Origin of the sequence: Richelia intracellularis HH01, from assembly GCF_000350105.1 — a bacterium.
Lineage (GTDB): Bacteria > Cyanobacteriota > Cyanobacteriia > Cyanobacteriales > Nostocaceae > Richelia > Richelia intracellularis.
This window is the reverse complement of the sequence record NZ_CAIY01000044.1, coordinates 1-12,340: the sequence shown is the minus strand read 5'-3', so window position 1 is coordinate 12,340 and position 12,340 is coordinate 1. Positions and strand designations below refer to the sequence as shown.

The 12,340-nt window shown below is 33.7% G+C and carries 8 protein-coding genes, 1 tRNA gene and 2 pseudogenes; 3 read left to right on the top strand and 8 right to left on the bottom strand.

What is annotated here, in order from left to right; translation table 11 throughout:
• Positions 1–297: 297 nt before the first annotated feature.
• The 3 genes and pseudogenes from RINTHH_RS04965 to RINTHH_RS04955 all read right to left on the bottom strand — a co-directional run.
• Entirely contained in the window at positions 298–783 is a 486-nt protein-coding gene (locus tag RINTHH_RS04965) for a hypothetical protein (RefSeq protein ID WP_008233634.1), read from the bottom strand.
• A gap of 6 nt (positions 784–789) precedes the next feature.
• Positions 790–1,932 carry a ParM/StbA family protein gene (locus RINTHH_RS04960; RefSeq protein ID WP_044304669.1) on the bottom strand — a complete coding sequence of 381 codons (1,143 nt, stop codon included), beginning with the start codon at positions 1,930–1,932 and terminating at the stop codon, positions 790–792.
• Positions 1,933–2,243: 311 nt separating this feature from the next.
• Positions 2,244–2,812 (bottom strand): annotated as a pseudogene (locus tag RINTHH_RS04955) (Gfo/Idh/MocA family protein); the annotation flags it as partial.
• Between the two features lie 301 nt (positions 2,813–3,113).
• Between RINTHH_RS04955 and queC the strand changes: the two are divergent.
• A complete protein-coding gene (gene queC, locus RINTHH_RS04950; protein WP_044304668.1) occupies positions 3,114–3,791 on the top strand; it encodes a 7-cyano-7-deazaguanine synthase QueC in 678 nt (225 codons plus the stop codon).
• A gap of 95 nt (positions 3,792–3,886) precedes the next feature.
• On the opposite strand, the pseudogene RINTHH_RS04945 reads toward queC, so the two are convergent.
• A pseudogene (locus RINTHH_RS04945) lies at positions 3,887–5,210 on the bottom strand (hemolysin family protein).
• Between the two features lie 212 nt (positions 5,211–5,422).
• Positions 5,423–6,112 (bottom strand): hypothetical protein, encoded by a 690-nt coding sequence (locus RINTHH_RS04940; RefSeq protein WP_008233624.1) that lies wholly within the window; start codon positions 6,110–6,112, stop codon positions 5,423–5,425.
• Between the two features lie 309 nt (positions 6,113–6,421).
• Between RINTHH_RS04940 and RINTHH_RS04935 the strand changes: the two genes are divergently transcribed.
• Together RINTHH_RS04935 and pyrE are read left to right on the top strand one after the other, a co-directional pair.
• Positions 6,422–6,494 (top strand) — tRNA-Ile (locus RINTHH_RS04935).
• 719 nt (positions 6,495–7,213) lie between these two features.
• Entirely contained in the window at positions 7,214–7,783 is a 570-nt protein-coding gene (gene pyrE, locus RINTHH_RS04930) for an orotate phosphoribosyltransferase (protein WP_408005758.1), read from the top strand.
• Positions 7,784–9,392: 1,609 nt separating this feature from the next.
• Here the strand turns inward: pyrE and RINTHH_RS04925 are convergent.
• The 3 genes from RINTHH_RS04925 to RINTHH_RS04915 form a co-directional block, all read right to left on the bottom strand.
• Entirely contained in the window at positions 9,393–10,481 is a 1,089-nt protein-coding gene (locus RINTHH_RS04925) for a RuBisCO accumulation factor 1 (RefSeq protein WP_008233621.1), read from the bottom strand.
• Between the two features lie 74 nt (positions 10,482–10,555).
• Positions 10,556–11,209: an HAD family hydrolase gene (locus RINTHH_RS10130; protein ID WP_008233620.1), complete on the bottom strand. Its 654-nt coding sequence runs from the start codon at positions 11,207–11,209 to the stop codon at positions 10,556–10,558.
• Between the two features lie 181 nt (positions 11,210–11,390).
• Positions 11,391–12,221 carry a UbiA family prenyltransferase gene (locus RINTHH_RS04915; RefSeq protein WP_008233618.1) on the bottom strand — a complete coding sequence of 277 codons (831 nt, stop codon included), beginning with the start codon at positions 12,219–12,221 and terminating at the stop codon, positions 11,391–11,393.
• Between the last annotated feature and the right edge of the window lie 119 nt (positions 12,222–12,340).

Genomic DNA, 12,340 nt, shown 5'->3' with positions numbered 1-12,340 from the left:
AGGAGTCCCTGCTTTGTAGAAATATCTTCATTTAAAACTGGAATCATCAATTATCAATACAAATGCAAAAGCAAATACAGAGTAATATCCTATTTAAAGCTATATAAATTGAGTTTTTCGGAATATAACTCTAACTTAATAGCGGTAAAAGTCATCCGAATTAAGGAATACTATGGTACATAGTATTTAATTTTCGTGAAAGATTAGGGTTTTAGACATTAACTAAAACAACTCCTCCCAAATAAATAATTAATTAGGAGGATTCGGATTACTATTAATCTTAGGATTCTGATAAATCTAAAAATTTTCCAGGAATTGACTAAGACGGCTGATTAATGGGTCAATATCTTCTGGAGTGGAAGAAACAGTATTATTGGTCGAATTATCCAAGGCAGTTTCCGAAGATTTGACAGTCTGAGTAGGTGGTTCTTGGTTTGCCGTAATTACCAATTGTGTAACTTGTTGACTTAGTTGTGCAATTTGGTGTTCTATAAGTTCTAAACGATAAGATTGATTGGAAAGAAAATACTCTTCCAATCTAGACAATTGATTTTTTAAATCAGCAATATTTTGTTCAGCCTCTAATTTTATTGCTCCTTTCGGATTAGGCTTGACTGATTTTGGTACACATAAAGATTGCCATAAAGCCTCCTTACACATTTGGCTAAAGGTTTTCTCTGGTTGTTTTTCCAAATAACTTTTAATCATTGCCAGCAAACTTTCATCCGCCGCTCCTGGCTCAAATGTAACCGATTTAACTACCCTTTTCGACCATTGAAACATCAGTATTTAAGATATAGAAAAACTTTTGGAAGAGACCTGTGCCTCTCCATAAATATATTGTCCTAGAGCGTTGGCTTGACGTGATGGTGCAGCTAAGTGGGTATTGATTTTTGCATCTTTGAGTAAACGTTGTACATCCTTACAAAAAAACTCTCCTCCTCCCCCTGTTAGAATCATGTCTGTTACTCTTTCTGGTAGCCATGCTAGCACACGATCACAAATTTCACGAGAGAAAACTTCTATCAACGCAGGCAAGAAATCATCCAAATTACTAGGTTTGCTGGCACCTCTAGGACGATAAAACCTATCACCTTTGGGCTTATTTACAGCAGATATCAAAGCTAGAGACTGACTATCAGCCCCTTCAATTTCTTTAGCAACTAGTTCATAAAACTTGTTCATGCCAAAATCTTCGCTCTTGGAAGCCCCTCTAGCAAAACGGAAGTTATCAACCATCAAATAATCAATCGTCTGATGACCAATATCAACCAGTGCAACTGACAGCTGTGTAAAATCAGGATCTCCTGACCCTTGTTTATGTTGAGCCTCAGACCATAGAAGGCTTCCATAGCCTTCTGGCATCACCCAAACTTTGGCAATGTTTAATTCTACGGATTCACCACGAAAATTCATTATATGGGGACCACTTAATTGGCTAATCAATTGGGCCTTTTCTTTTTCAAACTGCTCTTGGGATAAATAAGGTAAACCCATAACAATTAAAATATCTCCCTTGAGATTGAAGTAGCCAACAGAGGCTAATACCTTAATTAATGCAGCCTCAACTTTGGATTGGCCCACACCTAGATTAGCTCCAAAATCTGCTGCTAATTGACCAACAGCATATCCATAACCTTGATATTCCAACCATAAATCCATCAGTGGGTCTGTATCACGTGCCTCAAAAACTCCCCCTCGTGCTTGTTCCATAGGCATCTGTTTGACATTAGATGGTACAAAAGTGACATTATCAGGTTCACGGCTGATACAGGTCTTTGTAGAAGTTCTACCTAAATCAATACTAAGAATATTATTCCCTAAACCACTCATAGTATTGGGTACAGAATGTATATTATTTGAACTTGATACTCTATTTATTGGAATAGCCGCAGCGTTCATAGAGGTGTTTGCAGATGGTTTATCTATCATGAGAGCTCCCAGTTGTCACCTAGCCATATTTTTCACTTAGCCATATAATACATAATGGTTATACTCATTCAAAGTTTTTCTTTGCTAATAGAATTTAAATCAAAAAAATATAGACCCAAAAATAAACTTACTTTAGAGAATAGAGGCACTTAGTACTTTTGATAATTTAATTATCCTAAAAATCTTAACAAAACACTAATTATTATTGGACCTAATATTCCAGTTTTCCATCTTAAATTATAGGAGTTAATGAGCTTATTTTTGTGTCATATGGTAAATTCGGGAGTCCCAAGATCCTTCTCCCAAAACCTTTTAGTTACAGATGCTGCGGCTATTTCTAAGAGCAAATCAATATCATGGATCATTAGATATAGAATTACTGATACATAATTTGCCCTATTAGTATACAGATTCATACGACGAGTTTCTAAAGCCAATAATTCTTCTGTTTTAAGAACTTTACATAATTCTTGAAAAGTAGGACTAAAGCGTTCAGTCTGTCCCACAAGAAGAATACATCTAGATTTAATAAGAGATTCTGCTTCAGAAACACTTTTTGCGATCAGCTTCTCGATGAGGACATGAATTCCTGCCCGTAAACAATTAACACTCACAGTGTGATTTAGTATGGTAAGGACAGCAATGCAAACAGCATCTGCATGGGGTAGTAAGTCACGATAGTCTTCAAAAAACTTGACTTGATATCTTGTGGCAGTTTCAACACCACGTTCAATATTAATATCTGCCACACCGACCAATTTTATACCTTTCATCAAGCTTAGAACACGTGTATAGTTATGTCCCATCTGTCCGACATCAATTACAGTAATGCGAATTGATTGTATTTGGGTATTTTTTTATAAAGACTTGTATTTGTCATGAAAATGCTATCTCGCACTATGATTTTCCCCTTAACCATCAAAAAATAGAGATGTTACGGTTGTGCCAGTCTAAATGCTTAACTTTCTTTATATTTAGGGGCCATTGAAAACCATCCAGATAGTAGCACAGAGGGCTTATTCATGGCGGATTTCAAAAAATATTACTTGCTCTTCCAAGTATGTATGCTTTGTATGATGCTTGAAATTTTGATTTTTATGCCAAAAATATAAGGAAATATATTCCTAAGTGGTAATTAAAGTAACCTTTAACTAAGCACTCTATAGAATTTAAATTTGCTGATGAAAGCTGTAATTTTATTGTCTGGAGGTGTAGATTCTACTACCCTTATCTATCAAGCACTAGCAGATGGTTGTCAACCATATGCAATTTCCTTTGATTATGGGCAACGTCACCGTCGAGAATTACAATCTGCATTGGCAGTTGCTAATGCAGCAGGGGTTTTTGAACATCAGATTGTGCGTTTTGACTTGAGGTTATGGGGAGGTTCAGCACTTACAGATAATAGTATTGATGTACCTAAGGAACGCCCTTTTGATACGATAGCGCAAAATATTCCTGTTACATATGTTCCTGCCCGCAATACCATTTTTTTAAGTTTTGCCTTAGGATATGCTGAGAGTATTTATGCCGAAAGGATTTATATCGGAGTCAATGCCTTAGATTATTCTGGATACCCAGATTGCCGTCCAGATTATATTCAAGCTATGCAGAAAGTATTTCGACTAGGTACAAAGCAAGGAGTAGAAGGAAATCCTATTCATATTTATACTCCTTTAATTAATTTAAGAAAAACAGAAATAATCCAATTAGGTAACAAATTGAGTGTTCCTTGGGAACTCACTTGGTCTTGTTATAATGGTGGTAACCTTGCATGTGGTGTTTGTGATTCCTGCCGTTTAAGACGATCTGCTTTTACTGAATTAGGACTTGTAGATCCTATTACTTATGCCCAGTAAGGAGGAGAAAAAGTAATAGCTGTGTAGAGAAAAACATTAATATTTAACCTTCTCCCTTTTACTTTTTCTCTTTCTGTTAGGAGTAAAATACTGCATTATCGCATACATTTTTCCCCTAAATACTGTATTTGAATTTGATGCAATCTTGGACCATCAAGGGAAATTACAGTGAATTCTATGTTTTGATACTGGCAAATCTCACCAACACTGGGTATTTTTTGCAACTGATATAATAGAAATCCCCCCCAATGTTTGATATCCATCCCTCTGTGGCAAATTTATATGCAGAATCTCATTAAGTTCTTCCAAGTTAATTTGTGCTTGTACTAAAAACGTTTGCTCATTTAACAATTTAAAAACTTCATCAGTGCTATCTGCTTCCCCAGTTTCACCAATAATTTGAGCAATCACATCTTGAATTGTTACTAAGCCAGATGTACCACCAAACTCATCTACGACAATTACCATTGTTGGTTTTGCCTGTTGCATAGTGGGTAGCAAATCTTTAAGCAGGGTATTTTCAGGGACAAATCGAACTGGGCGCATCCATTTCTTGATTTCAGTCTCCATCTGCAATTTTTCTGAAGCCAAAAATTTTGCCAGGTCTTGAAAATGTAGAATGCCATGAATATCATCCAGGGATTCACCCATGATTGGATAACAAGAATGACCTGTATCCGCCATAGTTTGAAGGAAAATTTGCAAATTCACATGTATTGGCACAGTAACTATACCTGAGCGGGGAACCATTACAGCTTGTACTGTTACTTCTCCGAATTCAAAGATATTGTTAAGTAATTCCCTCTCTCCTGCTAGTAAACCAGTAGACTCTCTTTCCGTGGAAATGATTAATTGTAATTCTTCCGGTGTGACTGGCGGTTTCCAGCTTTGACCTGTATATTCGACACCGACAGATTTGAGTAGACAGCGAGTAGATTGATTCAAAATCCAAATAAATGGGCTAAAAAAACGGACGATTGCTTTTACTGAAGACCCTAAAAACCTTGCTAACTGTTCGGAATATAACATTGCTAGGGATTTAGGACATAATTCACCTAGAACTATTTGCAAATAAGCAAGCAGAAAGAAGGTAACGGGAATGGATATGGAATGGGCAATGAAGTGATTAGTATCACTAGGAAAAAACCAAGACTGAAGCCATGTATTAACCAATCCAACAATTGTACTTTCCCCAATCCATCCCAACGCTAAGCTTGATAAGGTAATACCTAATTGAGTTGTAGATAACAGACGATCAATACTGCGCTGTAAACCCTCAACGGAAATTGCCTGAATATCTCCTGCTTCAACTAACTGACGGATACGCGATTGCCTTACTGTTACCATAGAAAATTCTGCCGTCACAAAAAAAGCATTAATCGCAATCAGTAATAACACTGACAATAATCGCAGACTCACATCCGACCCACTTACATTACTAACAACTACCACTGCAAAACCCAGCCCAAAAGCCTCGTTTCAATAGCGAATTTGGGAGCTAAAGTACATGCAAAGTTTTCATTAAAAATACATCTATTCTCCCGTTTGGGAAAATATTCCAAAGATTTGCCATATTTTTGACAGATATCTTTACCTCTAATCATAAATATCCCAGATACAGAAAATATTAACTATATTTCTATCGGAATATCTGATATCTCTAAACGTAGTTTCTGATCAGGGTAATCTGTTAGTGTTAATGATATTTTTTCTACTTCATCTAACAAAATTGTGGGAATTATTATTCTGCCAGTATAAGTAGGTCCTTCTGGCAGCAATTCCACAGGCAATCCTTCCGTACTAGCACTTAAAGTTCTACCTTTATCATCAATCACCTCTAGGAAAGTATAAAGAAAACGTGCTGTTTCTGAGCTTTTATTCTGCATTTTTACCTGCATTTCTAAGGCTCCTCCGGAGAAACGAACAGATTGGACAGATAAGCTCACCTTTTTATCTTCTGACTTAATAGGGAAACCAGGCCGAAATTTTTCCCTATTCTGTTCGGAAAAAGTTTCTTCTTTTTTATATGGTCTTCTATTCCTAAGGTTTTGAAGTTTTTTAGCAGCATTTTTGCTTTTACCTTCTATCCTTAACTTGACTTTTTTAAGTATTTCTTTCTCATCCAACATAATTGTTCCTTCTGGATTTGAAGAACTTCCCTTAGAGTTGGCAAATTTGTTTGTCGGACGAGTATCAGGAGTGCTAACACCTTCTAATGCAGCACTTCCTAAAGTAAAACCCCAAAAAGCACTTAAAGAACCAGCACCCAACATTAGGGTTAGTAAAGTCAAAGTTAGGATTACAGTGGAATCTAGTCTCATTATGGGAAAATACTTCTATAATTTATTGGTATATCCAAGTTGCAGTCGTTAGTCTCTTAAACAATGATGGGTAGAGCATTTGCACATACAGTTATGATATTTACTTGTTGGCAATTGAGCCCTCTGGCAAAATCATACTTTTCCAACCAATATAACTACTGCTATAAGTCTTCCCCTTTTTGTTTACAAGATTCATTTATCTTAATTTGAACAATAAATGTATCCACCATCTAAAATTATAATATTTTGTTTGGGTTGATACAAACATGTAAGTTCATGTTATTATTAGTTCCTAGCAATTAATGTTTACCAGGGTTGGCCGAGCGGATGAGGCAGCGAACTCATAATTCGCCCTAGGCAGGTTCAACTCCTGCACCCTGGATTAAATAATAATAAATGAGAAAAATCTATAGTCAAATAATTAATCATCAATACGGATTATGTCTTGACTACATGTAGTCAAGACATAATCCGATAACTCTTTTTCTTATTCTATTTAAACATTGCTAGGGATTTGTATTCCATGATGTGACTAAATTACCCACATTTAATTATTAATATGGTGAGGTATAATATTAGAATTATTATTAAGAGTCAGGCAAACCATGAGTAATGGTACTTATATTCTTACTTATTTTGTAGTTGAATGATGCTACAGTAAATAATATTGAATAACTCACTATCTCTAGCAATTTCATTTATTGTTAAACTTATTTCAGGTATATTGGGGTTAAGTGCATGGTCTAACCTATGCCTGATCTGTATTTAAGTCATCATTATCGTGGAAACTGAGGCTATTTTGAAAACCTATTTCAGTAGTCTCACTTGGTGTTAAGTTCCTGTACCCGCTACTGAAAGCGTAACTATATTGGTAGTCATAAATGCATAGAAAATAATGATGGCTTATAAATATCAATTCAAATCTATTTTTTAATATTACTTCTCTATAATATTTGGTTTGTATAAACATTAGTTTATTATTACTAATATTTGACTTTTATTATAGAGTAACTTTCTATCTGGCAAATTTGTTGATATTTGGCAATGATTAAGAAAAATGATGATTCTACTAAACAGGGTGTGTGGACAATTACTAGCGATATGAATATTTTGCGAAAAAATTTGCTAGATTTATTTTGCCAATTAGCATATAGGGATGGGGATTTTGTTTTGTCTTCTGGACAAAAAAGTTCCTATTATATTAACGGAAAGCAGGTTACTCTTCATGCTGAGGGTGCTTTACTCATTAGTCGTCTATTGTTATCTCTACTGCCAATAAATACTGATGCTGTAGCTGGCCTGGAACTTGGTGCTGTTCCCATTGTGAGTTCTGTAAGTGTTATTTCAGCTTTGGAAAACCGACCTATTCCAGGGTTAATTATCCGCAAAGAAGTTAAAGAACATGGTACTAAGGCTTATATAGAAGGGCCCACTTTACCATCATGGTCAAGGGTAGTAGTTTTAGAAGACGTAGTAACAACAGGAAAATCAGCCATGAGAGCTGTTAATCATCTAAGGGATAGTTGTTATGTGGTAGATACAGTAATCTCATTGATAGATCGTAAGCAGGGTGGAAAAGATTTGTATCAATCTAAAGGGTTAGATTTTTTTGCATTATTTGATATTGAAGAAATAAAAGAACGATATAAGGAATTAGAGAATTTTAAGTAAGAGCATCCTTTTGTCATGAAGTAATTTTGGATACAGAGTGAAAATAGTAATTCAGACTTCTAATAATTAGAAGGAGCAATATTAATTTTCTTCACCTCAAATTTAAATTTACTTTATGCTTAACAATCTTTTCCTATAGAGTGAAAGTATGATAAGTATAAGCTTTTCCCTTTTCAATTTATATGGTAAATAATCCAATATATGCTTGTTGTTAATTCCGATGAATCAAAAAATATTTAATTTAAAATTAGCCGCACATTTTTAGTGTAATTAGTCTATAAATTAAGGTTTATAGTCGAATTAAAAAGATACAAGAGTAACTTTCCAAACGGCCTATTTGATAATAGCAATTATTCATCTAAAATCATCAGAGAATAATTATAAATTATTAAATATTAGAGAGAAGATATTTATTAAATTTGATGGTAACGCTATTTTGTATGAAAGCAATTATCAAAGACTAATTATTGATTTAATTAACTGTCATTGAGGGATTAATTTATCCTAAGTAATAATAAAATATTATCATGTGAATTTCATACATTGAATACTATTAGCATAATTATTATTAATTCCAAAAGTTATTATTTTTGGGTATCTTAAAGCTGGGTATAGTTTATTATTATGTACAATTTTATTAGTATAATCTTGAACCAATCAATAAAACATTAAAATAGTCAGTTTTAGAAAATGTCTTAGATATAATCGTTGTATATATAAAAATTATAGAGCAGCCAGAAGACATATTTATAAAACTGCAAGAGAAATAGATTAAACCTAATATAGACATGTATTTAGATAGTAAGACATAATTAAAAGCACTACAGGAAAATATGCTAAAAAATAGAAAAATAAATATATATATACATAAAAGAATAACCTAGAGCACTAAAAAATAAGATATGTATAATTAAACAAAATAGCATTTACTTAATTAGATATATTCGAGATATCCCATTCAGACGATATCAAATCCTCTTGGTATCCTGAATTCAGTAGTTAACCAACATAAATGTAAGTTTGGAAAGTAGTTTTATTAATATAAAGGCAAATTTTAATTATAGGACATTAAAGATATACTTGATATTTATAGATTGTGTATTAAAGTAAAATTAACATATTTCTCTTACAATTTATACTCTGTTCAATCGCGATGTTTAATGAATAATTAAACATCCTTATGCGCTTATCAAATCCAACCTCGATATAAATGTCATATATAAATGTTTAATAATAAATGAAAATTAGTGAAACTTCTCAGTTTAAATAACCAAGATATTTTATCAAAATCTTTTGGTCTGAACTGATGAAGACTTTCAATAACTTGAGTTATATTGATTATTTTGAAGGTTAGTATTGCTTAAACTCAAAGTTTAATTTTCCTGGTTTTATGAGTTTAAAAAAGTTGGAGGAAAGGTTTGTGAAACCTATTATTATTTGATAACGATTATCTATATGCATAATAATTCATAATGAATCCTAAAATTAATTAGATATGCAAATTACTAATTATTAATTTCTTCAGTACTTCTTTGCTATTAGACAAACTGATTTCTCAACAGTCAGATATATATTTAATCTTGATTCCAAAGCTTTTAATAAATTTATATTATTCATCAAACTGCCAGGAATCTAGACTTAATAGCTCATCGAAAATTTTCTTGGGACGCATAATTACTAAAACCCGACCGAATAAATCAAAGTCAGGGATGTCAGCAAACCACTGAAAATCTAGTTCTCCATTATTTTCTACCATAAAATAGCTACCTGTCTCCCATTTCCTCTGAGCACAATCTACTATTACCATTACTTTCTCTGGGCAAGTTTGGGTTTGAGGCAGAAAACGATCACTATTACATAAAATAACTATGGGATCTTCTGCGCTTAATACTACTTGCCATCCTGGCAAGGCTACCCAGGCTTGTTCTCCAGAAAGTTTAATGATATTAAACGGTTTGATTTCTTTTGCTCGAGTAATTTTATTTATATCTTGTAGCGTTAATGGTAAATTGCCTACCACTGGAACAATACGGGGAATTTCTGCATCAGCATTAGGACGGTAAAAAGGTAGAGTTGGTGCAGTGCGTTTGGGATCGACAGTCAAGTCTGTTAGTAGTTGTTCTAGTTTTTGTCTAGTCTCCAGAGTATGTAAGAATTTTAAACCCTTAGCGATAAGACGCGAGCGCACTTTTAAGTCTGAGTTTTGTTTTGCTAGTTTCCAACAATGATAGGCTACTGCATCACCTGGATGCCTGGAAAATCCTGCAGGTGGATTATCAAACCGGGAAAAATCTTTTATGGCCCTGGCGACTTCCCGTGCTTCTTCGCAGTCAACTTGATGTTGAAATGTCAAATCAGCAGCTGCAGCTCTCTCTTCATGGTTAAGCAAACGTAACTCATATAGTACATCACTTCCTTTTTGGAAGTAATGCAAGGATGTAGCCTCTGATACTCCAACTTTTTCTATGGAGGCATAAACCTGTGAGCCTACAATCACTTGATTCTGCTGAATTGGCTCAAAACCGGTTGACTCAAAAATCTCCTGAGGATTATAACCATTTTTCTGCAGATAGGCACAAGCTTGACCCCATTCTACCCAACTACCTTCTTTTTGTCTTAGCCTGCGTATTAATTCAGCGGCTTCTTCTGTTGACTGATTATGCGAATTATAGGTATTATTAGGTAATATATTAGTCATGAATTTATACGCTAAGATTTCTGATTCACAAGTATTATTCTATAGTCAAAAGACCTATAGTAGTGCATTTCACATCAATCTAGTATAAAGTATTCCATTCCTGCTCTCCTAGCACACTCTCCATCACGATCATCACGATCACCAATTAATAAACAGTCCTCTACAGAAACTCCCAAAATGTTAGCAGCCAGTAACAATCCTTTAGGATCTGGCTTGAGTCTACCAACATTTGGATCTGTGGCACTTACAATGCACTGCGTAGATAAACCCAACTTTTTCAACTTAGCCTCAGATGGATAATCGGAAAATATACCAGTGGGAATGCCATGTATTGTCAAGCTATTAAACAGGTCTATTACTTTTATACGACGACAGCTATATATGTGTTGCAAAGGAACTTGGAATATCCATCTTTCAACTAATTCACGCACTTCCTGTTGTGAAATTTTATGTTTTATAGCTGTCCATTCGTATTGGGCATTTTCCACATCATCTACAACTTCTAATGCATGCTTTTCTCTCTCTTTTATGAAGTCAATAATGATGTTAATTTCTCTAAAATTTTGTGGGTGGTAGAAATAATAATTTATGACTTCACGAAACATTATTCGATACATTTTCTTTAGATGGTACATCGTACCATCTACATCAAATATTACTGCTTTATACTTGTAAATACCAATTTCATTTTCCAAACTTTTGCGTTTATAACTATTGAATAAGTACATATTTTTTTATGATAAATAATCTGTAATCATCATCAGCAATAATTCTTTTAGACATACCAATCTATATTTGATTAGCTTTTTGGCCTAATAAGCAAAAAAAGAGAGTAGAAATTATATTCAAATGTGAATTATTTCGTATTTTGCTCTCTTAATAAATGCTTATAGACTTTCTCAAGCTTAACTAATGACCATAGAAATTCCGCCAATAGCTTCTAAGAGACTTAGAGAAATGTACTCCTAAACAAAAAATTATAAAATATATCACCATCAATAAATAGGCAGTGAAAGTCTGCTGAATAAAAATATCAGAACTAAAAGCTAGTATCAGTCCGATGAAAGATACTAACTGTATCCATAACATAGTATTTCCTTGATAGGCTTTTAGAGCAGGACGAGCCTCGATACTATTTTGAATGTCTTTCTCGACAATTCTTCGTACAGAGAGGAAGCCAATCCCCACACAAAATGCTCCAAACATCAATGAAGTGGGTACTAAACTATCAGTAACAAGATATGTACCCATCAATAATCTAAGAGGCATAGTGCTTGCATTAACAAATAATTCTAGGTAAGGAATATTTCTAGCTACTAATGAGTAGAATAGATTTATGGCAATAAAGACAACATATATAAGTCCAACATTTATTCCAAAAAGAAGAAATCCTAAGAATGTACCAATACTCATTAGGCTTACTGCTAATTTTATTGCTGATTGCTTACTAATTCTTCCAGAAGGTAAAGGACGATTACATTTGAGGGGATGTTGAGAGTCTTTATCTAGATCTGTTATGGCATTCATTGTATAAATACCGCCATAGACAAATACATTAAAAGATAAATACATTAATAGTAAAGAGAATATTAGTCCTGTATCAATTCTTTCACTAAAGCTAGTCGCACCTAGAATTACAAAAGCAAAATTGAGATGGAATTTTAGGCGAATTATTTCAAGAAAATCATGAAAAGTATCTTTATTGAATAAAGACAGTAAATTTTTAATGCGTGAGTACATGTTATGTGTTTACCGATAAGCTAATTTGGCTTTTTATTATTAATGCTTACATATCTATTCGAAGGTAGATTGAAATATTAATAATTAGTTAATACGAATAAAAAATATTATTTTTAGAT

Bases quoted from the DNA above. Each gene is read 5' to 3' on its own strand.
- RINTHH_RS04925 (WP_008233621.1), bottom strand. From the start codon at position 10,481: ATGACTAATATATTACCTAATAATACCTATAATTCGCATAATCAGTCA.
- queC (WP_044304668.1), top strand. From the start codon at position 3,114: ATGAAAGCTGTAATTTTATTGTCTGGAGGTGTAGATTCTACTACCCTT.
- RINTHH_RS04940 (WP_008233624.1), bottom strand. From the start codon at position 6,112: ATGAGACTAGATTCCACTGTAATCCTAACTTTGACTTTACTAACCCTA.
- RINTHH_RS04915 (WP_008233618.1), bottom strand. From the start codon at position 12,221: ATGTACTCACGCATTAAAAATTTACTGTCTTTATTCAATAAAGATACT.
- RINTHH_RS04960 (WP_044304669.1), bottom strand. From the start codon at position 1,932: ATGATAGATAAACCATCTGCAAACACCTCTATGAACGCTGCGGCTATT.
- pyrE (WP_408005758.1), top strand. From the start codon at position 7,214: ATGAATATTTTGCGAAAAAATTTGCTAGATTTATTTTGCCAATTAGCA.
- RINTHH_RS10130 (WP_008233620.1), bottom strand. From the start codon at position 11,209: ATGTACTTATTCAATAGTTATAAACGCAAAAGTTTGGAAAATGAAATT.
- RINTHH_RS04965 (WP_008233634.1), bottom strand. From the start codon at position 783: ATGTTTCAATGGTCGAAAAGGGTAGTTAAATCGGTTACATTTGAGCCA.